The organism is Polynucleobacter ibericus, assembly GCF_018687955.1.
Classification (GTDB): domain Bacteria; phylum Pseudomonadota; class Gammaproteobacteria; order Burkholderiales; family Burkholderiaceae; genus Polynucleobacter; species Polynucleobacter ibericus.
In genome coordinates this window covers 22,810-48,369 of the sequence record NZ_CP061309.1, presented here as the reverse complement: position 1 = coordinate 48,369, position 25,560 = coordinate 22,810, and the positions used below count along the sequence as shown (strand labels likewise).

General features: G+C 46.5%; 20 protein-coding genes, 7 tRNA genes, 3 rRNA genes and 1 pseudogene. 6 read left to right on the top strand and 25 right to left on the bottom strand.

Annotated features, from left to right (window positions below):
• Position 1: 1 nt before the first annotated feature.
• The 17 genes and pseudogenes from rpoB to AOC20_RS00190 all read right to left on the bottom strand — a co-directional run bounded on the left by rpoB (position 2) and on the right by AOC20_RS00190 (position 14,739).
• On the bottom strand, positions 2 to 4,102 hold the full coding sequence (rpoB, locus tag AOC20_RS00270; protein WP_215360609.1) for a DNA-directed RNA polymerase subunit beta: 4,101 nt from the start codon (positions 4,100 to 4,102) through the stop codon (positions 2 to 4).
• Positions 4,103 to 4,329: 227 nt separating this feature from the next.
• A complete protein-coding gene (rplL, locus tag AOC20_RS00265; protein WP_112202584.1) occupies positions 4,330 to 4,707 on the bottom strand; it encodes a 50S ribosomal protein L7/L12 in 378 nt (125 codons plus the stop codon).
• 135 nt (positions 4,708 to 4,842) lie between these two features.
• A pseudogene (gene rplJ / locus AOC20_RS00260) lies at positions 4,843 to 5,391 on the bottom strand (50S ribosomal protein L10); the annotation flags it as partial.
• A gap of 237 nt (positions 5,392 to 5,628) precedes the next feature.
• Positions 5,629 to 6,330: a 50S ribosomal protein L1 gene (gene rplA, locus AOC20_RS00255; protein WP_215348179.1), complete on the bottom strand. Its 702-nt coding sequence runs from the start codon at positions 6,328 to 6,330 to the stop codon at positions 5,629 to 5,631.
• 2 nt (positions 6,331 to 6,332) lie between these two features.
• On the bottom strand, positions 6,333 to 6,764 hold the full coding sequence (gene rplK / locus AOC20_RS00250) for a 50S ribosomal protein L11 (protein WP_068320088.1): 432 nt from the start codon (positions 6,762 to 6,764) through the stop codon (positions 6,333 to 6,335).
• 149 nt (positions 6,765 to 6,913) lie between these two features.
• A complete protein-coding gene (gene nusG, locus AOC20_RS00245) occupies positions 6,914 to 7,486 on the bottom strand; it encodes a transcription termination/antitermination protein NusG (protein WP_251373110.1) in 573 nt (190 codons plus the stop codon).
• 9 nt (positions 7,487 to 7,495) lie between these two features.
• Complete coding sequence (gene secE / locus AOC20_RS00240) at positions 7,496 to 7,873, bottom strand: preprotein translocase subunit SecE (RefSeq protein ID WP_215360607.1); 378 nt, start codon at positions 7,871 to 7,873, stop codon at positions 7,496 to 7,498.
• A gap of 20 nt (positions 7,874 to 7,893) precedes the next feature.
• A tRNA-Trp gene (locus AOC20_RS00235) sits at positions 7,894 to 7,969 on the bottom strand.
• A 14-nt stretch (positions 7,970 to 7,983) separates the two neighbouring features.
• A complete protein-coding gene (gene tuf, locus AOC20_RS00230) occupies positions 7,984 to 9,174 on the bottom strand; it encodes an elongation factor Tu (protein ID WP_071464430.1) in 1,191 nt (396 codons plus the stop codon).
• A gap of 64 nt (positions 9,175 to 9,238) precedes the next feature.
• Positions 9,239 to 9,313, bottom strand: a tRNA-Thr gene (locus AOC20_RS00225).
• A 21-nt stretch (positions 9,314 to 9,334) separates the two neighbouring features.
• Positions 9,335 to 9,408, bottom strand: a tRNA-Gly gene (locus AOC20_RS00220).
• A gap of 5 nt (positions 9,409 to 9,413) precedes the next feature.
• A tRNA-Tyr gene (locus tag AOC20_RS00215) sits at positions 9,414 to 9,498 on the bottom strand.
• Between the two features lie 105 nt (positions 9,499 to 9,603).
• Positions 9,604 to 9,717, bottom strand: a 5S ribosomal RNA gene (gene rrf / locus AOC20_RS00210).
• 106 nt (positions 9,718 to 9,823) lie between these two features.
• Positions 9,824 to 12,697: ribosomal RNA gene (locus AOC20_RS00205) — 23S ribosomal RNA — on the bottom strand.
• Between the two features lie 267 nt (positions 12,698 to 12,964).
• Positions 12,965 to 13,040: transfer RNA gene (locus AOC20_RS00200), tRNA-Ala, on the bottom strand.
• Positions 13,041 to 13,070: 30 nt separating this feature from the next.
• A tRNA-Ile gene (locus tag AOC20_RS00195) sits at positions 13,071 to 13,147 on the bottom strand.
• Positions 13,148 to 13,206: 59 nt separating this feature from the next.
• Positions 13,207 to 14,739, bottom strand: a 16S ribosomal RNA gene (locus AOC20_RS00190).
• Together the 16S, 23S and 5S rRNA genes with 5 tRNA genes alongside form the textbook arrangement of a ribosomal RNA operon.
• A 482-nt stretch (positions 14,740 to 15,221) precedes the next feature.
• Between AOC20_RS00190 and AOC20_RS00185 the strand changes: the two genes are divergently transcribed.
• On the top strand, positions 15,222 to 15,878 hold the full coding sequence (locus AOC20_RS00185; protein ID WP_215360606.1) for a GNAT family N-acetyltransferase: 657 nt from the start codon (positions 15,222 to 15,224) through the stop codon (positions 15,876 to 15,878).
• A 9-nt stretch (positions 15,879 to 15,887) separates the two neighbouring features.
• Here the strand turns inward: AOC20_RS00185 and AOC20_RS00180 are convergent, their stop codons facing one another.
• Genes AOC20_RS00180 through AOC20_RS00170 form a run of 3 tightly spaced genes read right to left on the bottom strand, consistent with a single transcriptional unit; the run spans position 15,888 to position 17,541 of the window.
• Entirely contained in the window at positions 15,888 to 16,205 is a 318-nt protein-coding gene (locus AOC20_RS00180) for a c-type cytochrome (RefSeq protein WP_251373109.1), read from the bottom strand.
• A 53-nt stretch (positions 16,206 to 16,258) separates the two neighbouring features.
• On the bottom strand, positions 16,259 to 16,909 hold the full coding sequence (locus tag AOC20_RS00175; protein ID WP_215360604.1) for a BON domain-containing protein: 651 nt from the start codon (positions 16,907 to 16,909) through the stop codon (positions 16,259 to 16,261).
• Positions 16,910 to 16,938: 29 nt separating this feature from the next.
• Positions 16,939 to 17,541, bottom strand: coding sequence for a phosphoheptose isomerase (locus AOC20_RS00170; RefSeq protein WP_215360603.1), 603 nt, complete (start codon positions 17,539 to 17,541; stop codon positions 16,939 to 16,941).
• Between the two features lie 104 nt (positions 17,542 to 17,645).
• Here AOC20_RS00170 and rsmI point away from each other — a divergent pair, with 104 nt between their 5' ends.
• Positions 17,646 to 18,539 carry a 16S rRNA (cytidine(1402)-2'-O)-methyltransferase gene (gene rsmI, locus AOC20_RS00165; RefSeq protein ID WP_215360602.1) on the top strand — a complete coding sequence of 298 codons (894 nt, stop codon included), beginning with the start codon at positions 17,646 to 17,648 and terminating at the stop codon, positions 18,537 to 18,539.
• Between the two features lie 54 nt (positions 18,540 to 18,593).
• Here the strand turns inward: rsmI and AOC20_RS00160 are convergent, their stop codons facing one another.
• A complete protein-coding gene (locus AOC20_RS00160; protein ID WP_251373108.1) occupies positions 18,594 to 18,821 on the bottom strand; it encodes a hypothetical protein in 228 nt (75 codons plus the stop codon).
• 103 nt (positions 18,822 to 18,924) lie between these two features.
• On the opposite strand from AOC20_RS00160, the gene AOC20_RS00155 reads away from it, so the two are divergent.
• The 3 genes from AOC20_RS00155 to AOC20_RS00145 all read left to right on the top strand — a co-directional run bounded on the left by AOC20_RS00155 (position 18,925) and on the right by AOC20_RS00145 (position 20,451).
• A tRNA-Arg gene (locus AOC20_RS00155) sits at positions 18,925 to 19,000 on the top strand.
• A gap of 70 nt (positions 19,001 to 19,070) precedes the next feature.
• Positions 19,071 to 20,225, top strand: a complete 1,155-nt coding sequence (locus AOC20_RS00150; RefSeq protein ID WP_433915457.1) for a fatty acid desaturase — start codon at positions 19,071 to 19,073, stop codon at positions 20,223 to 20,225.
• A 40-nt stretch (positions 20,226 to 20,265) separates the two neighbouring features.
• Positions 20,266 to 20,451 carry a hypothetical protein gene (locus AOC20_RS00145; protein ID WP_041396810.1) on the top strand — a complete coding sequence of 62 codons (186 nt, stop codon included), beginning with the start codon at positions 20,266 to 20,268 and terminating at the stop codon, positions 20,449 to 20,451.
• Positions 20,452 to 20,472: 21 nt separating this feature from the next.
• On the opposite strand, the gene AOC20_RS00140 is transcribed toward AOC20_RS00145, so the two are convergent.
• Positions 20,473 to 21,117, bottom strand: a complete 645-nt coding sequence (locus tag AOC20_RS00140; RefSeq protein WP_433915456.1) for an MBL fold metallo-hydrolase — start codon at positions 21,115 to 21,117, stop codon at positions 20,473 to 20,475.
• Positions 21,118 to 21,210: 93 nt separating this feature from the next.
• Here AOC20_RS00140 and gcvH point away from each other — a divergent pair, with 93 nt between their 5' ends.
• Positions 21,211 to 21,603 carry a glycine cleavage system protein GcvH gene (gene gcvH, locus AOC20_RS00135; RefSeq protein WP_251373106.1) on the top strand — a complete coding sequence of 131 codons (393 nt, stop codon included), beginning with the start codon at positions 21,211 to 21,213 and terminating at the stop codon, positions 21,601 to 21,603.
• Between the two features lie 13 nt (positions 21,604 to 21,616).
• Here the strand turns inward: gcvH and priA are convergent, their stop codons facing one another.
• From priA to AOC20_RS00120, 3 genes are all read right to left on the bottom strand, one after another.
• Positions 21,617 to 23,740: a replication restart helicase PriA gene (gene priA / locus AOC20_RS00130; RefSeq protein WP_215360600.1), complete on the bottom strand. Its 2,124-nt coding sequence runs from the start codon at positions 23,738 to 23,740 to the stop codon at positions 21,617 to 21,619.
• Between the two features lie 266 nt (positions 23,741 to 24,006).
• The gene (gene hemE, locus AOC20_RS00125) at positions 24,007 to 25,125 is read right to left on the bottom strand and encodes a uroporphyrinogen decarboxylase (RefSeq protein WP_215362038.1); all 1,119 of its coding nucleotides are present in this window, start codon (positions 25,123 to 25,125) and stop codon (positions 24,007 to 24,009) included.
• 9 nt (positions 25,126 to 25,134) lie between these two features.
• Positions 25,135 to 25,551 (bottom strand): F0F1 ATP synthase subunit epsilon, encoded by a 417-nt coding sequence (locus AOC20_RS00120; protein WP_215360599.1) that lies wholly within the window; start codon positions 25,549 to 25,551, stop codon positions 25,135 to 25,137.
• Positions 25,552 to 25,560: the final 9 nt, after the last annotated feature.

Here is a 25,560-nt window from a genome sequence, read left to right as displayed (position 1 = left end):
ATCAGTTGCGCTCCATGTCAATGTCAATACCCAACGAACGGATTTCTTTTACCAGCACGTTGAAGGATTCGGGCATGCCAGCATCAATCGTGTGCTCGCCCTTGACGATGTTTTCGTAAACCTTGGTACGGCCTGCGACGTCATCGGACTTCACTGTCAGCATTTCCTGCAAGACATATGAAGCACCGTATGCTTCGAGGGCCCAGACTTCCATCTCACCAAAGCGCTGACCACCGAACTGAGCTTTACCGCCCAATGGCTGTTGCGTTACTAAAGAGTAAGGTCCGGTTGAACGTGCGTGCATCTTGTCATCGACCAAATGGTGGAGTTTCAAGACGTGCATTACGCCTACAGTGACTGGACGCTCAAATTGATCGCCAGTACGACCGTCGCACAAAATCATTTGCTGACGTGAAGGAGTCATCTTCAAAGATTTAGCAACATCTTCTGGATACGCCAACTCGAGCATGCGTCCGATTTCAGCTTCTGTAGCACCGTCAAACACTGGAGTAGCAAATGGCAAGCCTTGACGGAGATTCTCAGCCAAAACATTGATCTGCTCATCAGTGAAGTTGTCGATGTCTTCAATGCGGCCTGTTTCGTTGTAAAGCTGCTTGAAGAACTTACGCAATTCAGTTTGCTTAGCGTGCTCACGAACCATCTCGTCGATACGCTTACCAATACCTTGAGCAGCCCAACCTAAGTGGGTTTCCAAGATCTGACCAACGTTCATACGGGAAGGAACACCCAATGGGTTCAAGACGATGTCAACAGGGCGTCCGTCAGCCATAAATGGCATGTCTTCTGCTGGAGCGATTTTAGAAACCACGCCCTTGTTACCGTGACGACCGGCCATCTTGTCACCAGGCTGTAAGCGACGCTTAACTGCCAAGTACACCTTAACCATCTTCGTTACACCAGGTTGCAAATCATCACCCTGGGTAAGCTTAGTGCGCTTCTCTTCAAAAGCTTCATCAAACTGTTTACGTTTCGCTTCGATAGAGGACTTAATCGCTTCAACTTGTGAGGCAACTTCATCATCTGCTGGACGCACATCAAACCAATGGTATTTATCTAAGCCAGCAAGGTATTCCTTGTCGATCTTAGTGCCTTTAGCTAATTTCTGAGGACCACCATTGGCAACTTTGCCAATCAACAGTTTTTCTAAACGCATGAAGGCATCGCCTTCAACAATACGCAACTGATCGTTTAAGTCCAAACGATAGCGTTGTAATTCTTCTTGAATAATTGCTTGTGCACGGGCATCGCGCTCAATACCTTCACGGGTGAAGACCTGAACATCAATAACAGTACCAATCATTCCTGACGGAACGCGCAAAGAAGTATCTTTAACATCAGATGCTTTTTCACCGAAGATCGCACGGAGGAGCTTCTCTTCAGGAGTGAGAGTAGTCTCGCCCTTTGGAGTTACCTTACCAACCAATACGTCACCAGCTTCAACTTCAGCACCGATGTAAACAATACCGCTCTCATCCAAGCGGGAGAGTTGTGACTCAGCCAAATTAGAGATATCGCGTGTAATTTCCTCTGAACCAAGCTTGGTGTCACGTGCAACTACTGACAACTCTTCAATATGAATAGAGGTGTAGCGGTCATCAGCAACAACCTTCTCAGAGATCAAGATTGAATCTTCGAAGTTGTAACCGTTCCATGGCATAAATGCCACAGTCATGTTTTGACCCAATGCTAATTCGCCCAAATCGGTAGATGCGCCGTCAGCAACTACGTCGCCGCGGACTACGCGATCGCCAACCTTCACGATTGGGCGCTGGTTAATGTTGGTGTTTTGGTTTGAACGGGTGTACTTGATGAGGTTATAAATATCCACACCAACTTCACCAGCGGCAGTCTCATCGTCGTTCACGCGAATCACGACACGATTTGCATCCACGTAATCAACAATACCGCCACGCGCTGCCAATACGACTGTGCCGGAGTCAACCGCAACAATACGCTCTAAACCGGTACCAACCAATGGCTTATCTGGACGCAAGCAAGGAACCGCTTGACGTTGCATATTCGCACCCATCAACGCACGGTTCGCATCATCATGCTCCAAGAATGGAACCAATGAAGCAGCAGCAGAAACGATTTGGCTAGGAGCAACGTCGATGAAATCGATGCGCTCCGGGCTAACCATCATGGTCTCACCAGCTTGACGAGCTGAAACCAATTCATCAGCTAACTTACCGCTCTTGTCGATTGTTGCATTTGCCTGAGCAATCACGTACTTGGCTTCTTCAATCGCAGAGAGGTAAACCACTTCATCGCTTACCTTGCTGTTAGCAACCTTACGGTATGGGGTCTCAAGGAAACCATGCTCATTCAAACGCGCAAACAACGCGAGTGAGTTGATCAAACCAATGTTTGGTCCTTCTGGAGTTTCAATTGGGCAAACACGTCCGTAGTGGGTTGGATGCACGTCGCGCACTTCGAAGCCTGCGCGCTCGCGCGTCAAACCACCAGGTCCCAATGCAGAAATACGACGCTTGTGCGTGATCTCTGAGAGTGGGTTGGTTTGGTCCATAAACTGGGATAACTGTGAAGAACCGAAGAACTCACGAATCGCAGAAGAGATTGGCTTGCTGTTAATCAAGTCATGCGGCATGAGGTTTTCTGTTTCGGCTTGACCGAGACGTTCTTTAACCGCACGCTCCACACGTGACAAACCAGCACGGAATTGGTTTTCTGCCAATTCACCAACGCAACGTACACGACGATTACCTAAGTGATCGATATCGTCTACTTCGCCTTTGCCGTTACGCAAATCTACCAGGGACTTAATGGTGTCGAGGATATCTTCGTTTGACAGAACCATTGGACCTTCCATTTCTGGACGGTTCAAACGGCTGTTGACCTTCATACGGCCAACGCGTGACAAATCGTAAGTATCTTCGCTATAGAACAAGCGTTGGAACAAGGCTTCAACAGCATCTTCTGTTGGAGGCTCACCAGGACGCATCATGCGGTAGATGGCGATACGAGCAGCCATTTGGTCCGCTGTTTCGTCAGTACGCAATGTCTGTGAAATGTAAGCACCAGAATCCAAATCGTTGGTGTAGATAGTTTCTAATTGCTTGATGCCTGCATCGCGCAATGTCGCCAACAACTCTTCAGTGATTTCATCATTAGCGTAAGCCAAGATTTCACCGGAGTCTGGATCAACAATATTACGTGCAACTACCCGACCAATTAGATAGTCATCTGGTACAGCGATTGTTTTTGTTTTTGCAGCTTCGAGTTCGCGAATATGCTTTGCATTGATACGCTTGTCTTTTTGAATGACTACAACGCCATTCTTGTCGAGCACATCAAAGCTAGCTAACTGACCACGCAAACGCTCTGGCACAAATTCCATTGAGCCGCCGTTAGCAGTCAATGAGAAATGGTCAAAGTTAAAGAAGTTAGCAAGAATCTGTTCGTTGTTTAAACCAATTGCTTTGAGCAAAATGGTGACAGGCATCTTACGACGACGGTCAACGCGGAAATAGAGAATATCTTTTGGATCAAACTCGAAATCGAGCCATGAACCACGGTAAGGAATGATACGTGCTGAGAACAGCAACTTACCTGAGCTATGTGTCTTGCCCTTATCGTGTTCAAAGAACACGCCTGGGGAACGGTGCAACTGAGAAACGATGACGCGCTCAGTACCATTGATCACAAAAGAGCCGTTTTCTGTCATGAGTGGAATTTCACCCATGTAGACTTCGCTCTCTTTTACCTCTTTAACCTTAGTAGGCGCTTCGCGATCATAAATAATCAAGCGAACTTTTGCGCGTAAGGCTGAGTGGTATGTGTAACCACGTTGTTGACATTCTTTAACGTCAAACGGTGGCTGTGATAACTGGTAAGACACGTATTCCATACGTGCATAGCCGTTGTTAGACACAATTGGGAATGCTGATGTAAAGGCAGCTTGAAGTCCCTCGGTAAGACGAGACATTGCCGGCTTATCAGCCTGTAAAAATTTAGCGTAGGATTCCAGCTGCGTTGCGATCAGGTACGGGACCTGGTGGTTGTTTACTCGCTTAGCAAAGCTTTTACGGACTCGCTTGCGTTCGGTGAAGCTATAGTTCATTTCATCTCCGAATTCAGCGACTGTACAAAGATTTGGCGATTGGCCACTACCAATCACTGGCGGACAACACTAAATCGTTTCGATCTAGTGTCCGACCAAACTTGCATTCTGCAGTCGTATCAGAAGGCAAACCCGATTTCAATCAAAAATGAAATCGGGTTTGACCTCTAGAGGTCAAACCCAACATGGCTAACGCCCCTTTGTGAGAGGCGCCAGCATTGTATGTATTACTTAAGTTCTGCTTTAGCGCCAGCTTCTTCAAGCTTCTTCTTAGCTTCTTCAGCAGTTTTCTTGTCAACGCCTTCTTTGATTGGCTTCGGTGCACCGTCAACCAAGTCCTTAGCTTCTTTCAAGCCAAGACCAGTAATTTCGCGAACTGCCTTAATTACTGAAACCTTGTTTGCGCCAGCTTCGAGCAAGTTAACAGTGAATTCTGTTTGCTCTTCAGCAGCAGCACCGCCGCCGCCTGCACCAGCAGGACCAGCAACAGCCATAGCTGCAGCTGAAACGCCAAACTTCTCTTCGAACGCTTTAACCAAGTCGTTCAAATCCATAACGGACATGCTACCTACTGCATCAATGATTTCTTCTTTAGTAATCGCCATTTTTAGCTCCTAATACTTAAATAGTTAATCTGTCGCTTATTCAGCGGCAGGGGTTTCTTTTGCTTCTGTTCCAGCTTCTGGGGCTGCGGCTGCAGGCTCAGCAGCTGCTTCTGGAGCGGCGGCTTCAGCAACTACTGCTGCTGGTGCTGCTGCTTCAACTGCAGGTGCTGCTACTTCGGCTACAGGAGCGGGTGCTCCAGCTGCCTTTTGTGCTGCTACTGCGCCCAACACGCGAGCCATCGCAGATACTGGTGCCAACATCACACCTAACAACTGAGATAACAACTCGTCGCGGCTTGGAATTGTTGCGAGGGCTTTTACGCCTGCAACGTCTAACAACTTGCCGTTGTATAAGCCAGCAGTAATGACTAGCTTGTCTTGAGTCTTTGCAAAGTTCTGCAATACTTTTGCCGAGGCAATCGGATCAGCAGAGATGCCATAGATCAAGGGGCCAACCATCGAATCAGCAAGAGGCTCAAACTGTGTGCCTTGTGCAGCACGGCGTGCCAATGTGTTCTTCAAAACGCGAAGATATACACCTTGGTCACGTGCGCTAGCACGTAGCTTTGTCAACTGCTCTACTGGAATACCACGGTATTCAGCGAGCACGACAGTTTGGGCTCCAGCCAATTGAGCGCCGACATCAGCAACAATCGCTTTTTTGTCTTGTACATTCAAAGGCACGGTTTAACTCCATAAAAACCAACTGTTTCCAGTTGGGGTTACACACCAGCGTCTGATCATTTGTTCACAAAGGCTCTTGTGAAAATCTTTTCAGGGTCGCCATCTGCGCTGGCTATTACTTTCGTAACGATTAAGAATTAATTCTGAGCAAGCAACTAACCCACCAACGGTCTTTGATGTTCGACTCTCACTCAAAAAGCGGGAGTCGACCCAAAGTTCTTTTTTGTTACAGGCTAATTAAGCTGCAGCCTGTAACGATGCTTGGTCTACACGTACGCCTGCACCCATGGTGCTGCTTACGGCAACCTTCTTTAAATAGATGCCCTTAGATGCAGGAGGTTTAGCTTTATTCAAAGCCTCGAGCAATGCGAGCAAGTTCGACTTCAATGCAGTTGGTTCGAATGAACGACGGCCAATGCTTGCGTGCACGATACCGGCTTTGTCCACACGGAACTGAACTTGACCAGCTTTTGCATTCTTAACTGCAGTAGCAACGTCAGGAGTCACTGTTCCAACTTTTGGGTTTGGCATCAAGCCACGTGGGCCCAATACTTGACCTAAAGTACCAACAATCTTCATTGTGTCTGGAGATGCGATCAAAATATCGAAATCAATTTTGCCGCCTTTAATTTGCTCAGCAAGATCTTCCATGCCAACGATTTCTGCGCCAGCAGCTTTGGCTTGTTCAGCCTTTTCGCCCTGTGCAAAAACAGCTACACGAACATGCTTGCCTGTACCAGCTGGGAGCACTACTGCGCCACGCACAACTTGGTCAGACTTCTTAGCATCAATACCTAACTGAACAGCAACGTCGATAGATTCATCAAACTTAGCAGTTGCACACTCTTTAACGAGGTTCAATGCGTCATCTAATGAGTAGAACTTGTTGCGATCAACTTTAGATTGAATTGCTTTTACGCGTTTAGATAATTTAGTCATGATTAGAGACCTTCCACAGTGATGCCCATGGAACGGGCGCTACCAGCGATTGTTCTAACAGCTGCATCCATATCGGCTGCTGTCAAATCTGGCATTTTTGCTTTAGCAATTTCTTCTGCTTGAGCACGAGTAATTGAACCAACCTTATCGGTATGGGGGCGTGGTGATCCTTTTTCGATCTTTGCAGCCTTCTTAATCATGATGGTTGCTGGAGGAGTCTTCATGATGAATGTGAAGCTCTTATCAGCGAACGCTGTAATCACGACTGGAATTGGCAGGCCAGGTTCCATGCTCTGAGTTTGAGCATTAAACGCCTTACAAAATTCCATGATGTTAAGACCGCGTTGACCCAATGCTGGACCTACGGGTGGTGATGGATTTGCTTTACCTGCAGGGATCTGCAGCTTAATAAAGCCAATAATCTTCTTTGCCATGTGTTGCTCCTTAAAGCGCGCCTAACCTCATTAGGAAAGACCGCTGTTGAGTAAACGCTTCACTAGTTTTTGGCTTTCTAGTTCCGCTCCTCGGTTATTGCTAACCACTTAAAACTACTGCACTGCAAAACAGGACTAAGTCCTTGTTTTTACATCTTTTCTACCTGGCCGAACTCCAGCTCAACTGGGGTACCGCGGCCAAAAATTGTAACAGAAACGCGCAATCTTGACTTCTCATAATTGACTTCCTCGATATTTCCGTTGAAATCAACAAATGGGCCTTCTTTAACGCGGACAATCTCGCCAACCTCAAATAGAGTCTTAGGCTTAGGTTTATCCACCCCAGCCTGCATTTGATCCATGATTTTGGCTACTTCAGCAGTAGAAATTGGGCTTGGGCGGTTACGAACGCCACCTACGAATCCAGTCACTTTTGGTGTATTTTTCACCAAATGCCAGCTTTCATCGGTCATTTCCATCTCAATCAGGACATATCCCGGGAAGAAACGACGCTCAGAAACTGATTTTGTGCCAGATTTGATTTCCACTACCTCTTCGGAGGGAACCAAAATACGGCCAAATTTTTCAGGCATGCCAGAACGTGCAATACGCTCTTCAAGACCTCTTTTGACACTTTTTTCCATGCCTGAATAAGCATGAATAACGTACCAGCGCATATTGCCAGTAGCTTGTGGATTTACGGCCAATTCAGAATCAGTCATTTTTCTTACTCACTTCCAGCCTAAAAAGACTGAAAAAACTAGCCATTCAATTAATTTGTCTGCAAACCATAAAAACAAGGACATTATCAGAACAAAGCCAAATACGACTAGAGTCATTTGGGTCGTCTCTTTACGAGTTGGCCAAACAACCTTTTTTACTTCATACCAAGAATCTTTTGCGTAGGCGATAAAACGACGCCCATCCGGAGAAATCGCCACAATCAAAACTGCAGCAGCAATACCGCCAAACAAAACAGCTAAGCGAACCAATAAAGATTGATCAGCCAGCGTGTAGTAAAGAACTAACGCTGCGACGACGATTAAAGCAGCGAGTCCAGAGACCCAGCTGCTTTTTTCTTCAGTTTGACTTGCTGTTTGATGAGACATATTACTTTCAGTTCAAATCGTGGCAGGGGCGGAGGGCATCGAACCCCCAACCTTTGGTTTTGGAGACCAACGCTCTGCCAATTGAGCTACACCCCTTTATAAAAAACTACTTAAGCCAAAATCTTTGCAACCACGCCGGCGCCAACAGTACGGCCACCTTCACGGATCGCAAAACGTAAACCTTCTTCCATCGCGATAGGAGCGATGAGTTTTACGGTAATCGTGACGTTATCACCAGGCATTACCATTTCTTTGTCTTTTGGCAACTCGATTGAACCAGTTACGTCCGTAGTACGGAAGTAAAACTGTGGACGATAGTTGTTAAAGAATGGAGTATGACGGCCACCTTCATCTTTACCCAAGATGTAAACCTCGGCTGTAAAGTGAGTATGTGGGGTGATTGAACCTGGCTTAGCCAATACTTGGCCGCGCTCAACTTCTTCACGTTTTGTACCGCGTAACAAGATACCAACGTTATCGCCTGCTTGACCTTGGTCGAGCAATTTGCGGAACATTTCAACACCAGTACAAGTGGTCTTGAGGGTTGGCTTGATACCGATGATTTCGATCTCTTCACCAACCTTAACGATACCGCGCTCGATACGGCCTGTAACAACAGTACCGCGACCGGAGATAGAGAACACGTCTTCTACTGGCATCAAGAACGCGCCGTCAACAGCACGCTCTGGAGTTGGGATGTATGTGTCGAGTGCTTCAGCCAATTTCATGATGGCTTCTTTACCCAATGGGCCTTCGTCGCCTTCAAGGGCTAACTTAGCAGAACCTTGAATGATTGGTGTGTCATCGCCAGGGAAGTTGTACTTAGATAAAAGCTCACGAACTTCCATTTCAACGAGTTCTAACAATTCAGCGTCATCAACCATGTCGCACTTGTTCAAGAACACGACGATGTAAGGAACACCAACTTGGCGTGCCAAGAGGATGTGCTCACGTGTTTGTGGCATTGGGCCGTCAGCAGCAGAGCAAACTAAAATTGCGCCGTCCATCTGAGCAGCACCAGTAATCATGTTCTTAACGTAGTCAGCATGTCCTGGGCAATCAACGTGTGCGTAGTGACGGTTTGCAGTCTCGTACTCAACGTGCGCAGTATTAATCGTAATACCACGTGCTTTTTCTTCAGGAGCAGCATCGATCTGATCGTATGCTTTAGCTTCGCCACCGAATGCTTTAGAAAGCACGGTTGCAATTGCTGCTGTCAATGTCGTTTTACCGTGGTCAACGTGACCGATAGTGCCTACGTTTACGTGCGGTTTTGTCCGCTCGAATTTTTCTTTTGCCATTTTTAATCTGCCTTTAGTTAACTCTTAAACCAAACACGAAATACACAATTAATAAAACCAAACATGGTGCCCATGGGCAGGATCGAACTGCCGACCTCTCCCTTACCAAGGGAGTGCTCTACCACTGAGCCACATGGGCTAAATCTAATGCAACAAATTCTGGAGCGGGATAAGAGAATCGAACTCTTGACCGAAGATTGGAAATCTGCTGTTTTACCATTAAACTAATCCCGCACATCTGGTGGAGGGGGTAGGATTCGAACCTACGTAGGCATAGCCAACAGATTTACAGTCTGCCTCCTTTAGCCGCTCGGACACCCCTCCGCGAACCCAATATTCTGACTCCAAATGGAGTTTCTGTCAATCACTCTAAACGCTTTGCACAAGTAAAAACGCCCAGACCTAAAAGGGTCTGGGCGTCGCATTGGTGCCCGGCAGTTACCTACTTTCACACGGGTAATCCGCACTATCATCGGCGTAAAGTCGTTTCACTGTCCTGTTCGGGATGGGAAGGAGTGGTTCCAACTTGCTATGGTCACCGGGCGTAGAGGGTTGAGCTGCTGATTAAATCAACAACTCTATTTGAGTAAGCATGTAATAAGGATGCAGATTAAATCTGGCAAACATCCAACACAATAGTGCTGGTTATAGGATCAAGCCTAACGGGCAATTAGTATCGGTTAGCTTAATGCATTACTGCACTTCCACACCCGACCTATCAACGTTGTGGTCTTCAACGACCCTTTATGTAGGTTAAACCTACGGGAGATCTCATCTTCAGGCAAGTTTCCCGCTTAGATGCTTTCAGCGGTTATCTCTTCCATTCATAGCTACCCTGCGATGCTTCTGGCGAAACAACAGGTACACCAGCGGAATGTCCACTCCGGTCCTCTCGTACTAGGAGCAGCCCCCGTCAAATCTCCAACGCCCATGGCAGATAGGGACCAAACTGTCTCACGACGTTTTAAACCCAGCTCACGTACCTCTTTAAATGGCGAACAGCCATACCCTTGGGACCGGCTACAGCCCCAGGATGAGATGAGCCGACATCGAGGTGCCAAACACCGCCGTCGATATGAACTCTTGGGCGGTATCAGCCTGTTATCCCCAGAGTACCTTTTATCCGTTGAGCGATGGCCCTTCCATACAGAACCACCGGATCACTATGACCTGCTTTCGCACCTGCTCGACTTGTCGGTCTCGCAGTTAAGCACGCTTTTGCCATTGCACTTTAGGTACGATGTCCGACCGTACCAAGCGTACCTTCGTACTCCTCCGTTACACTTTGGGAGGAGACCGCCCCAGTCAAACTGCCTACCATGCACTGTTCCCGACCCGGATAACGGGCCAAGGTTAGAACCTCAAATAAATCAGGGTGGTATTTCAAGGTTGGCTCCAACAGAACTAGCATCCTGTTATCAACGCCTCCCACCTATCCTACACAGACCGATTCAAAGTCCAATGCAAAGCTACAGTAAAGGTTCATGGGGTCTTTCCGTCTAGCCACGGGTAGATTGCATCATCACAAACATTTCAACTTCGCTGAGTCTCAGGAGGAGACAGTGTGGCCATCGTTACGCCATTCGTGCAGGTCGGAACTTACCCGACAAGGAATTTCGCTACCTTAGGACCGTTATAGTTACGGCCGCCGTTTACTGGGACTTCAATCAAGAGCTTGCACCCCATCATTTAATCTTCCAGCACCGGGCAGGCGTCACACCCTATACGTCCACTTTCGTGTTTGCAGAGTGCTGTGTTTTTATTAAACAGTCGCAGCCACCTTTTTATTGCAACCCTTTCGTCCTCCCCTTGTACAGGGTCAAACTACCAGGGCGTACCTTATCCCGAAGTTACGGTACAAATTTGCCGAGTTCCTTCTCCTGAGTTCTCTCAAGCGCCTTAGAATACTCATCTCGCCCACCTGTGTCGGTTTGCGGTACGGTCTTGTTAGACTGAAGCTTAGAGGCTTTTCTTGGAACCACTTCCAATTGCTTCGCGAATAAATTCGCTCGTCTCACGCCCTTGAATTACGCTACCGGATTTACCTAATAGCCTTCTCCAACGCAAGAACCGGGACTTCCAACACCCGGACAACTTTCCGCGATCCGTCCCCCCATCGCATCTAACAATGGTCAAGGAATATTAACCTTGTTCCCATCAGCTACGCATCTCTGCCTCGCCTTAGGGGCCGACTCACCCTGTTCCGATGAACGTTGAACAGGAAACCTTGGGCTTACGGCGAGGGGGCTTTTCACCCCCTTTATCGCTACTCATGTCAGCATTCGCACTTCTGATACCTCCAGCATCCTTTACAAGACACCTTCACAGGCTTACAGAACGCTCTCCTACCATCACATTGCTGTGATCCGCAGCTTCGGTTATATGCTTAGCCCCGTTACATCTTCCGCGCAGGACGACTCGATCAGTGAGCTATTACGCTTTCTTTAAAGGATGGCTGCTTCTAAGCCAACCTCCTGACTGTTTTAGCCTTCCCACTTCGTTTCCCACTTAGCATATATTAGGGACCTTAGCTGGCGGTCTGGGTTGTTTCCCTCTTGACACCGGACGTTAGCACCCGATGTCTGTCTCCCGTGCTTGCACTTGTAGGTATTCGGAGTTTGCTATGGCGCAGTAATCCGCAATGGACCCCACTACCATGACAGTGCTCTACCCCCTACAGTGATACACGAGGCACTACCTAAATAGTTTTCGGAGAGAACCAGCTATTTCCAGTTTTGTTTAGCCTTTCACCCCTATCCACAGCTCATCCCCTAACTTTTCAACGTTAGTGGGTTCGGTCCTCCAGTACGTGTTACCGCACCTTCAACCTGGCCATGGATAGATCAACTGGTTTCGGGTCTACACCCAGCAACTAGCGCCCTATTCGGACTCGCTTTCGCTACGCCTTCCCTATTCGGTTAAGCTTGCTACTGAATGTAAGTCGCTGACCCATTATACAAAAGGTACGCAGTCACCCCTTACGAGGCTCCTACTGTTTGTATGCACACAATTTCAGGATCTATTTCACTCCCCTCCCGGGGTTCTTTTCGCCTTTCCCTCACGGTACTTGTTCACTATCGGTCGATTACGAGTATTTAGCCTTGGAGGATGGTCCCCCCATATTCAGACAGGATTTCACGTGTCCCGCCCTACTTGTCTCTAGCCTAGTACCACCCAATAATTTTCACATACGGGACTATCACCCTTTATTGTTGGACTTTCCATTCCATTCTGTTAATTACTGAGCTATCACTAGAAGGCTCTTCCCATTTCGCTCGCCACTACTCTGGGAATCTCGGTTGATGTCTTTTCCTCTCGCTACTTAGATGTTTCAGTTCACGAGGTTCGCTTCTCATACCCTATGTATTCAGGTATGGATACCACAAAAGTGGTGGGTTTCCCCATTCAGAAATCCCCGGATCAAAGCTTATTTACCAGCTCCCCGGGGCTTATCGCAGGTTATAACGTCTTTCGTCGCCTGTAATCGCCAAGGCATCCATCATGTGCACTTATTCACTTGATCCTATAACGAGCACCATTGCTAGCACCTGTTACAGGTTTACTTCTACTTCTGACATGTTTGCCGTAATCCAAACTGTAAGTACTTTGTTAAGAACTTGGTAAAACTCGTTTGTATTACTGATTGATGATTCAATCTTTACCCTTATTACATTGTCAAATGTCCTCTCAAAGAAACATTTGACACTTTGCTTACTCAAATTTTTAAAGAACAGCCATAAATGGCAAAACTAAACAATTATTAAATCGCTTAGTTTTGACATTTAGATGATGGTGGAGGATGACGGGATCGAACCGACGACCCCCTGCTTGCAAAGCAGGTGCTCTCCCAGCTGAGCTAATCCCCCAACGTCCCACTAAGTCTTGTTTCTGGCTGGTGGTGGGTCTGGTAGGACTTGAACCTACGACCCCTGCGTTATCAACACAGTGCTCTAACCAGCTGAGCTACAGACCCGTGGCTTTTATTGTCAACCGATAAGTGTGGGCACTATAGATCCAGCATCTTTTCTCTAGAAAGGAGGTGATCCAGCCGCACCTTCCGATACGGCTACCTTGTTACGACTTTACCCCAGTCATGAACCCTGCCGTGGCAGTCGCCCTCCTTGCGGTTAGGCTAACGGCTTCTGGCAAAACCCACTCCCATGGTATGACGGGCGGTGTGTACAAGACCCGGGAACGTATTCACCGCGACATTCTGATCCGCGATTACTAGCGATTCCAGCTTCACGTAGTCGAGTTGCAGACTACGATCCGGACTACGATGCATTTTCTGAGATTAGCTCCCCCTCGCGGGTTGGCAACCCTCTGTATGCACCATTGTATGACGTGTGAAGCCCTACCCATAAGGGCCATGAGGACTTGACGTCATCCCCACCTTCCTCCGGTTTGTCACCGGCAGTCTCTTTAGAGTGCTCTTGCGTAGCAACTAAAGACAAGGGTTGCGCTCGTTGCGGGACTTAACCCAACATCTCACGACACGAGCTGACGACAGCCATGCAGCACCTGTGTTCACTTTCTCTTACGAGCACCTAATGTATCTCTACTTCGTTAGTGACATGTCAAGGGTAGGTAAGGTTTTTCGCGTTGCATCGAATTAATCCACATCATCCACCGCTTGTGCGGGTCCCCGTCAATTCCTTTGAGTTTTAATCTTGCGACCGTACTCCCCAGGCGGCTGACTTCACGCGTTAGCTACGTTACTCAGGATGTAAATCCCGAACAACTAGTCAGCATCGTTTAGGGCGTGGACTACCAGGGTATCTAATCCTGTTTGCTCCCCACGCTTTCGTGCATGAGCGTCAGTGTTATCCCAGGGGGCTGCCTTCGCCATTGGTATTCCTCCACATATCTACGCATTTCACTGCTACACGTGGAATTCTACCCCCCTCTGACACACTCTAGCTATACAGTCACAGGCGCCATTCCCAGGTTAAGCCCGGGGATTTCACGCCTGTCTTGTATAACCGCCTGCGCACGCTTTACGCCCAGTAATTCCGATTAACGCTCGCACCCTACGTATTACCGCGGCTGCTGGCACGTAGTTAGCCGGTGCTTATTCTTCAGGTACCGTCATTCCCGGACTGTGTTAGAGCCGGTGTTTCTTCCCTGACAAAAGAGCTTTACAACCCGAAGGCCTTCTTCACTCACGCGGCATTGCTGGATCAGGGTTTCCCCCATTGTCCAAAATTCCCCACTGCTGCCTCCCGTAGGAGTCTGGGCCGTGTCTCAGTCCCAGTGTGGCTGATCGTCCTCTCAGACCAGCTACTGATCGTCGCCTTGGTGGGCTTTTACCCCACCAACAAGCTAATCAGGCATCGGCCGCTCTAATCGCGCGAGGTCTTTCGATCCCCCGCTTTCCCCCTCAGGGCGTATGCGGTATTAGCACAGCTTTCGCTGCGTTATCCCCCACGATAAGGTACGTTCCGATGTATTACTCACCCGTTCGCCACTCGCCACCAGGTGCAAGCACCCGTGCTGCCGTTCGACTTGCATGTGTAAGGCATGCCGCCAGCGTTCAATCTGAGCCAGGATCAAACTCTTCAGTTCAATTCCTGTGATCCTTGCGGATCGTCGCACTCATTCAAGAAATTGACTTGGTAATAAAACCAAATCTTTTTACTGTCTATGAGTACTATTTATTTACATCTGTCCCGAAGGACTGGATGCTTTCACTTAGTACCCACAATTATCGGTTGACTAATTTTTAAAGAGGGCTGACTTGTTTTGTATTTCAAATAACATTCAGCAGAGAGGTGAGACTATAGCGCACTTATTTCGGGTCGTCAACACCTTTCGTACTCTTTTACTTAAAAAAGGTGAAGTTTTTTCTGAGTGCACAAATAAATCCAATAAAAACAAGGGTCTAGGTTTTGAAAAAAATTCAACTTTTTTTGATAAATTTTGCTTTTTTTAGGGTTTAGCACTAGATGGCCTGAAAATTTGACTGTTTTTTCATGCTTTTTTGACGTATTTCCAACAAACCTAGGGAAAACCCTGAAATTTAACCCTATTCCTGCTAAGATGTTGTTATGGACAATAAATTAGCGAATAGTCACTTACCTGCCAAGCCAAATAGGGCTAGACAGGCTGTACCTGTTCGGGAACTTCACGCCGGATACAGGCAGGAGGTTTTGCATCATTTATTGCAACTAAATGATGAAGATCGACGCTTGCGCTTTGGCACGCAGACGCCTGACGAAGTCATTCGCCACTATGTGGAGCACCTGGATTTCAATAAAGACGTCATCTTTGGTGTGTTTGATTTAGATCTGAAGCTTGTTGGTATGGCACATTTAGCTTACTTACCAGAACATAAAAACCAGGCGCGAGCCGCTGAATTTGGAGTATCCGTTCTACCGGAAGGTCGCGGAAAGGGCCTGGGAACTGCATTGCTAGAGCGTTCGGCCGTACATTCACGCAACACCCGCATTGAAACTCTCTACGTTCATTGTCTTGCTAATAACAAAGCCATGATGCATTTGGCTCAAAAGGCGGGGATGACCGTTGAATTCGCTTATGGTGACGCTGACGCTTGCCTTAAATTGCCTCCAGCAAGCCCCGCAACGATTGTGGAAGAGGCGGCCAACGAGCAATGGGCCGATATGGACTATGTACTAAAAGAAAACCTCAAGCGCTCTAATGAAGCTTGGTGGTGGTTCTTGGGAAGACCAGGTCTCGCACGCTAATTTTCAGCATTAATTTTTGTTGGGCGCACCACGTAATATCCAACTGGTTAATGTAGATAAATCTGCTTCATTTAACTTGGTATTAGCGGGCATCGGTACAACACCCCAAGAGCCTGCACCACCCTTAGCAATTTTATTTTTTAAGAGTGCTTGTGCATTCGGATCGCTCTTATATTTTTCAGCTACCGCTTGAAAGCTTGGGCCAACAATTTTTTTATTCACTGCGTGGCAACCTAAGCATGCATTTTGTTTTGCAATCACGAAGGCTTTTGCATCTTCGGTATTTGCTCGTGCGGCTGGCATGAAATAAGCGAGTGTTGTAAACAAAAAAACTGTTTGAACAATCACTCGCATTGAGAATATCACCAACTTACAAAAAATTATTGGAATTTGGGCGGGCTGTTCGGCTGCGCTTCATCAGCCTTTCCTTGCTTTTCTAGTCGCACTTTTTCTGCTTGAGAAATGATGTCAAAGTAAACGTAAACATCTTTCACGCCGTTAGTATTGCTCGCGACTTTCTTCGCGAGATCAGCCTCATTTTGCGTCAAGATACCCATGAGATATACGCTACTTCCTTCAGCCACAATAGCCATCGAGTTTGATGGCAGCTCATTAGTAAATATCATTTGTGTTTTGATCTTAGACTCGAGATAAGAATCAGTGGCTCGTGAAGTGTATGCGCTATTAGGTCCAATCACTAATTCATTAAAGACCGAGCGGGCATTCTTCATTGCTTTTACATACGAGCCTGCCTCGTTCTTAATATCTGCATCCTTCACTTCGCCAGTCAGCAATACTTTTTGGTTAAATGAGGTCACATTAATATGGGCGTTATCGCCAAAACGTTTTGCTAAGGCATTCTCGGCCTCCAACTCAATGCCTTTATCAATAGCCTGTACTGCCGGTGTGCGACGGTCTGCCATGATGGTTGCGCCTGCAGTCACTCCACCAACAGCAACCACTGCGCATGCTGAAAGCTGAGATACGATAAGAGCAGCGACAAACAATCTTCTGATAAATGAGATTTTCATTGAGATATTTTCTGTTTAATGTGAAATTTTTAGTCGAGCAAAATATGGTCTACGCCATCACATAAGGCATGAAGTAAAACTAAATGCGTTTCTTGAATACGTGCGGTGCGAGTTGATGGCGCGCACAAATGAATATCATCTTGATCTAATAGCTGGGCTATTTTTCCACCGCCATTACCGGTTAGGGCAATAATTTTGATGCCCATTTTTTTTGCTGCCTCAATTGCCTTTACAACATTTTTGGAGTTGCCAGACGTCGAGATTCCTAAAAGAATATCGCCCTGCTTGCCGAGCCCACGAACTTGCTTGCTGAAAATATCGTCATAGCTATAGTCGTTTCCAATCGCGGTCAGAATTGAAGTGTCAGTTGTCAACGCAATCGCAGCTAATTCTTGGCGCTCTCTTTCAAAACGTCCAATCAGCTCTGCCGCAAAGTGCTGAGCATCTGCTGCAGAGCCGCCATTGCCACAGGCCATCACCTTGTTACCAGCGCGCAAACAATCCACCATTGCTAATACGCCTCTAGCAACAGACTCCGGCAATAATTTTTCAGCCTCTTGCTTTACAGCAATGCTTTCTAAAAAATGCTGGGAAGCACGCTTGCGTAAACCATCGTTAATCTCTTTTTCCATAACAATATTATGCGCTAAAGACGTCCTAATTTCAGTAAGAATCAGCATATCTCAAAAGCAACGTATCCTCTTAGTAATTGTTTAACTTTTGCAGGCAACCCCCCATGGAAACGAGCTCATTCGATTTTTTAAAGCAGCAGGATTTACCCGCTGGGGCTTTATATATGGTTGCAACGCCCATTGGTAATTTGGGTGACATTACTTTGCGCGCCCTACATGTTTTGAATGCAGTCGATGGAATTGCTTGTGAAGATACTAGGCATAGCGCAGCATTACTTCAACAATTTGGCATACACAAGAAATGTATGGCCCTGCATGAACACAACGAAATCTCTGGCGCTCAGACGATCATCCAACACCTCTCTAACAATGAACGCTGGGCATACATTTCAGATGCAGGTACGCCCGGAGTATCAGACCCTGGCGCAAAGCTAGTAAATGAAGTTCAAAAGGCGGGGCTGAGAGTAGTCCCCATTCCAGGGGCAAGTGCAGTGTCTAGCGCGATCTCGGCAGCAGGCTCAGTGATGCATAACTCAGAAGGGCGTTTTCAATTTTTAGGTTTTTGGCCTAATAAAAGTAAAGATCGCGATGTGATCATGCAAGATATTTCTAGCAGCAAAAAAGCGAGCATTTTTTTTGAGTCTCCACACCACATCAAAGAAACACTAGCATTGCTTGCAAATAATCTAGAGCCTGATCGTCAACTTTTAGTTTGTCGCGAATTAACTAAAAAATTTGAGCAGCTTGTATCGCTTCAAGCGCAAAATATTGTCAGCTGGTTAGAAGTGGCTGAGAGCCTAAAGGGCGAATTTGTTATCGTGGTAGCGGGGCGCTCATCCAATGTTGATGAGGCTCCGGAGCATTCCTCTCTCTTGGTTTGGGCAAACGCTTTGAGCCCTTATCTTGGTAGCAAAGAAATCGCGGCTGTCCTTTCGCAAACTTTAGGTCTCACCAAGAAAGAGGCTTATCAAATTGCTTTGGATGCGAAGAACGAATAGATGCAAATAAAAAAGCTGGCGCATGGCCAGCTTTTCAAATTGGGGAGCGCTTACTTATTTGGCAGCTTGAGCAGGAGCTGCAGCCTCGTTAGCATCTTTAAAATTTAATTGCGCTACCGGCTTAATGAGCTCCTCGGCCGATGCGGAAGAATCGCTTCGGGTGCCATTATTTACAAACACCATCAATAGCAAAATAATGATGAGTGGTACAAAAAAGCTTGCAAACACCATGATGATGAGTTGTTTTGGGGACTTAATCAGATTTCCGTGCTCGTTGCTCATAAGTATTTATCGTTTGACGGGTTTTAGGGTTATTTTGCATAGATTATAACTAGAGAGTAGGGTTATAGGCACTTACAATAAGCGGGTAATCCGTTTTTTACTGGCGCCCGTAGCTCAGTGGATAGAGTATTGGCCTCCGAAGCCAAGGGTCGCAGGTTCGATTCCTGCCGGGCGCGCCAAAAATTGAGGGGTTTTTGACCTACATCATGCGGAAAATTGCGAAAACCACTATCATTTGCATCTAACTTATTGATTCTTATCGTGTCTACAAATCTAAATACCGCCCTTTCAGAGCCATCTTTAACTAATCCTTTGCCGCCAGAGGCGCCACTGCCGCATCGAAAAATCATTCGAAGCTGGCTAATCCCAATGGCCCAAGGTGAAACTGCACGCGCAATCATGCTCCTGGTAATCGATGCACTCCTATGGTTGGGTTGCATTGCCGGAACGATTTTTGTAGAGAGCGTTCTATTGAAGGTTGTCTTTGGTCTCATCGCCGGCTTTGTAACCGGTCGCATCTTTATTTTGGGTCACGATGCCTGCCATCAAAGTTACACGCCTAATCGTGAGCTCAATAAAGTGTTAGGTCGTATTGCGTTCTTGCCATCCTTGACTCCATATAGCCTATGGGATGTTGGTCATAACGTTGTGCATCATGGCCAAACCAATCTAAAGGGTTTTGACTTTGTATGGGCGCCCTTATCAAAATCAGAATATGACGCGCTTCCCTCATGGCGTAAGGCTCTAGAGCGCCTTTACCGCAGTGGTTGGGGTCCTGTTTTTTATTACCTCATTGAAATTTGGTGGAGACGTGAGTATTTCCCAAATGCCAAAAACAAACCTGGTGATCGCCCCATATTCTTAAAAGATAATTTGCTCGTTACAGCGTTTGCGATTATTTGGATTGGTTGCTTAATTGCCGGAGCCATCGCCACTGGTCAATCTATTTGGGTAGGTTTGCTCACTGGTTTTGCTGTTCCTTTCTTATTCTGGAATGGCATGATCGGGTTTGTGGTCTACGTTCACCATACCCATCCAAAGGTGTCTTGGTATGACAAGAAATCGGAGTGGTTACGCGCCCAGCCTTTTGTCTCTACAACCGTACATCTGACTTTTAACTGGATTTGGGGCAAATTAATGCACCACATCATGGAGCACACAGCCCATCACGTGGACATGAGTGTTCCCTTATATCGCCTAGAGGAAGCCCAAACAACCCTGGAAACCATCCTTCCAGAGCGTATTTTTGTGCAAAAGTTCTCCTGGGGTTGGTATTTTGATACTGCACGTAAGTGCAAGCTCTATGACTTTGAAAACAAGGCTTGGCTTGATTTTGACGGCAATAAAACAGCCGATTCAGTCCGAGTTGTGCTTAGCCCAGCTCCAGTGGGACAAAACGGGTAAAATAGATCTCTGTATAAGATTTGCCTTACCCGGATTGCCCATGACTACCTCAACTCCAGCAGCTACCCAAGAAACCTCTCAGAGCCTGAAATTTTGCTCTTCTTGCAGTCGTGAAAAGCGCCTCGAGGGTGGCACATGGATTCCGACAAGTAATCGTAAGCAGCGCTGGATCTGCGCTAGCTGTTTATACAACCGTACTCATCGTACTGGTTCAGCAAAAACCTAATTCCTGACGCAGTAAAAGTTTTTAAGCGCCATCCCCAACATAGGGGTTGGTTTTACGTTCTTTTCCGAACGTAGACATTGGCCCATGTCCCGGCACAAACTGCACATCATCCCCTAAGGGCCAAAGTTTCGTTTTAATCGCATTAATCAAGTCAGCATGATTGCCGCGTGGAAAATCAGTTCTGCCAATTGATCCTGCAAATAAAACATCTCCAACTATTGCTAGACGATCTTCCTTGTCAAAAAATACAACGTGGCCTGGCGTATGGCCTGGACAATGAAATACTTCAAGATCAACATTACCAACTTGTACATGATCGCCATTATTTAGCCAACGATCAGGCTCAAAAACTTTGGCATGCCCAAAACCAAAACGCACTGTTTGTTCGGGCAATTGGTCAATCCAAAAACGCTCATCTTCCTGTGGTCCCTCAATAGGCACTCCGAGCAGATCAGCCAAGTCTTTAGCTGCCGCACAATGGTCTAGGTGTCCGTGAGTGAGTAAGATCTTTTTGACCTTGCCGCCCATCTGCTGAAGGGCCTCAAGGATTTTTTCAATATCACCCCCCGGATCAACCACTGCAGCGTCAGAGGTTTCTTGGCAAACCAAAATTGAGCAGTTTTGCTCATAGGGTGTAACGGGAACAATTCCTAATTTAATTGGCATGGATGGATTTAATGAAGCGAGATGGATAAATGGGCTATTGGGGAAATACTAGTTTATGGGACTGCGCATAAAATGTTTGCAAAGGATAAAACAATGAATAGCCAAGATACATTTAAATTTGCGGAAACCCATGAATGGGCCGATCAGGAAGATGATGGCCTAGTGTGGGTTGGTATTAGTAACCATGCACAAGAGGCTCTTGGTGATGTAATGTTTTTTCAGGCGCCAAAACTGGGTCAACAAGTAAAGCAGGGCGATGCCATTGCTGTGATTGAATCCGTAAAAGCAGCTAGCGATATTCATGCTCCTGTGAGCGGAGAAATTGTTGCACTCAACGAAGAGGTAGACGCATCGCCCGAGATTGTGAATGAAAATCCATACGGCGTTTGGTTATTTAAAATCAAACCAAGTTCTGATGAAACTCTTGCATCTGAAATAAGTCAACTATTAAGCCCGGAAAAATATATCTCCGGCCCTGGCGCCTAATTAATCAAATCAATTAGATTGAAATAGGGTCGCGCTCAATTAACCAACGAATACGGCCTTCTTTGCTAATGCGCCCCTGAGAGTTATCCCGCAAATAACGATCCATCACCTCTAAGATTTCTTGAAGGTTTTTACGGTCATCGGATTCCACCAAAAGCTGGGCGCGCTCTGATCCTGCCACCCGCATCACGGCCTTTGGTACTGGATCATAGACTCTGAGGCCTTTAACTATAAGGCCCTGAGTCTTTAAATACGTCTTTAGGCCACTCAAAAACTGAATTGCTTTGTCCAAGCTTTTTGACTCAGCATGGATTAGGGCTTGATACGCAAATGGAGGCAAACCCGCCTCTTTTCTTTCATTTGCTGTAAAGGCTAAAAATCCGTCTACATCGTGACGCAGTAAAAACTGAAAAACAGCAGCCTCTGGAAACTGGGTTTCAATATAAATAGCTCCACCTATTTCGCCATCCTTATTGGACCGCCCGGCACGCCCCGCAACCTGCACTAACTGAGCAAATAAGCGCTCTGCAGCCCTAAAGTCTTGAGAGAACAATCTACTATCTGCATCCAGCACAGCAACTAAGCCAATATTTTGATAATCGTGTCCCTTGGCAATCATCTGAGTTCCAATAACGATATCAACATTGCCTTCATGTATTTCTTGGAAGAGCTCCTCAGCACCCTTACTCTTTCTGCTCGAATCTGTGTCAACCCGAAGCACCCTCGCTTCTGGCCACATCTCTTCAATAGAGTCTTCAATCTTTTGGGTTCCCTGCCCAAGGGTTGATAGGTCCGCATTTCCGCAATCAGGGCAATGATTCGGTATTGGCTTGACCAAGCCACAGTGGTGACAACTTAACACTGACTTTCTTCCTAAAGCACCAGCTTTATGTAGCACCATGTACGAACTGCATTGCTCACATTGAGAAAGCCATGAACATGCTCCGCAACTAAGAACGGGCGCATAACCACGACGGTTAATCAGTATTAAGCTCTGCTGCTGACTGGCCTGATTTTTGCTAACTGCATTAGCGAGCGTCTTAGTAATCAAACTTTTTGCTTTGGGCTTTCCAATATCACCTGGACTAAATTGGGTTTGTGGATCTCGTGTGTTCACCAAATGAACTATAGGCAGGCTGGCGCCTTGAGCACGCTGATCTAAGCGAATATATTCGTACCGACCCGATTTTGCGGCCATCCAAGTTTCTAGTGATGGGGTTGCAGAAGCAAGCAAGATCGGTATTTTCAGATCATGCGCCCTCCAAACCGCCAGGTCTCTTGCGGAATAGCGAATGCCATCTTGCTGCTTATAAGATGAATCATTCTCCTCATCCACAACAATAGCGCGCAGATTTGGTAGGGGAGTAAGGGCTGCTAACCGAGTTCCCAAAATAATTTGCGCCTTACCAGTCATTGCTTCATACCAAGCAATCCCTCTGACTTTTTCACTCACTCCACTGTGGAGTACCACCATTTTTTTATCTGGAAAATAGGCGCGAACTCTTCGCTCTAATTGTGGTGTTAAATTAATTTCTGGGACCAAGAGCAACACTTGCGCGCTTTGATCTTCCAAAACTCCGCTTATCCAGTTTAAAAATACTGCCGTCTTTCCGCTTCCGGTTTGGCCTTGCAAAAGTATTGCTTTGTACTCGCTCAAATTGCAAGCGCGTAACTTTTCAAGCGCAAGCTTTTGTCCATCATTTAGTTGGCTTGGATCAATAAATCCCTCGCTCAACTCTTGAGGTTCTTTTTTCTTCTTTGTTTCGTCTGCTGCTAATTTTTTAGGGATCTTTTCCCAGTCAGCAGACTTTTTCCACATTTGTGGAATGGTGGGAATAATAGTTTCGCCAAGTGCGTGGATGTAATACTGGCTTGCAAAATTCATGAGCCTCAAAACAGCAGGATCTAATGGGGGGAGTGGGGCAATGTTATTTACCCCCTTTAATTTGCTGATTTCATAATCAGAGTGAGTACTTACTTTTATTACCATACCTATAAGAGTGCTGCGCCCAAAAGGAACCTCCACTATTGCACCCACCTCTGGCAGACCCCCTAATAAATCCTTATCCCATAAGTAATCAAAGCCCTGCGCAAGGGGCTTATCAACGACGACTTGAACAACGATGGGAGGGGGCATGAATTACTTCAAATCTCTATTTTGCTTGTGGATAAGTCTGTGGATATCATTAGATGATTCTGATTTATAAACCAATTTATCCGCTTTTGGTTTCTGCACCCTTTTAAAGCTTTTTAGTAATTTTTTATATTTATCAATGACTTATAGAGATATTCGAAAGTGATTTTTCATATTTAATCGCAATCTCACTGAATTTTGAATTTTATCGCTAACTGTGCATAACTTTCGTTAAAAAATTTAGGTAGCAAGTTAGCAATCACTCAGGATTAAGACTTTGCCCTGAGAGCCCTCGAGCGATTAATGACCGCTTCGGAGAGTGCCGAAACACTTTCTGGAGGAGTGAACTGGGAAATACCGTGGCCCAAATTAAAGACATGTCCATCTAATGGGTGCAAACCCAATTTAAGGGCCGGAGCGCTCGCCAAATCTTCTAGAAGGAGATTTGCTTGCTCTGCAATTTGTTTTGGCTCTGAGAACAAAATAAGAGGGTCTAAATTACCTTGTATTGCCAAAGGCTTGTTAATAGACAGCAATTGTTTTCTGGCGCGACTAAGCGACATTGTCCAATCCAGGGCGATGACATCGGCCCCAACTTGCGCCATGTCATTCAACCAAATTGCACCGCCTTTGGTAAACATGATGACGGGAATTTTTCTGCCTTCATGCTCACGTGGCAACATAGCAATCACTTTTTGCATAGACGCCAAAGACATCTTTTGATACCAACCATCTGGAAGCATGCCGCCCCAAGTATCAAAAATCATCAGCGCCTGTGCACCTGCTTTCATTTGCTCAATCAAATAAGCAGCAACTGACTGAGCATTAATATCCAAAATATGTTGTAGTAAATCAGGGCGACTAAACATCATGGTTTTGGCATGACGAAAATCATCTGCGCTTGATCCATCAATCATGTAACAAGCCAACGTCCACGGGCTTCCCGAGAAACCAATCAAAGGAACGCGTTGTTTGCCATCTTGAATAAGCGCCTTACGAATTTCAGAAACAGCATCAAATACATATTTGAGCTGATCCATATCAGCAACGCGTAATTTCTTAACATCTTCTTCGGTACGAAGAGGGCGATCAAAACTAGGGCCTTCGCCGCCAGTAAATTTCAAGCCCAATCCCATTGCATCAGGGATGGTCAAAATATCGGAGAACAAAATTGCAGCATCCAATGGATAGCGATCCAAAGGCTGAAGGGTTACTTCAGTAGCGTAAGCAGGATTTTTTGCGAGCCCTAGAAAACTTCCTGCTCTAGCGCGAGTGGCATTGTATTCGGGGAGGTATCGACCGGCTTGACGCATGAGCCAAAGCGGTGTTTGATCAACCGCTTCGCCCAGGCAGGCCTTTAAAAACCGATCATTTAACAGCAAGGAGATGACCGGCTATTACTTTTTGCGACGGAAACGAGCAATTGCAGCCAACTGCGCAGCTGCCATTGCAAACTCAGATTGAGCCAAAGCCAAATCAAAGTCTGTGCCACGATTTTGCATTGCTTCTTCAGCACGCTTCTTGGCTTCAGTTGCTTTAGCTTCATCAAGATCATGGCCGCGAATAGCAGTGTCTGCTAAGACGGTAACGCGATCTGGCTGAACTTCTAAATAGCCACCTGCTACGAAAACAAACTCTTCATCACCATCGGCTTTTTCAATACGAACTGAGCCCGGACGAATGCGTGTAATCAAAGGAGTGTGGCCGCGCAAAATGCCGAGCTCACCACTTTCGCCAGGAAGCGCAACAAACTTGGCTTCCCCACTGAAAATAGACTGCTCAGCACTTACTACATCGACGCGTATGGTTGACATAATTTCCCT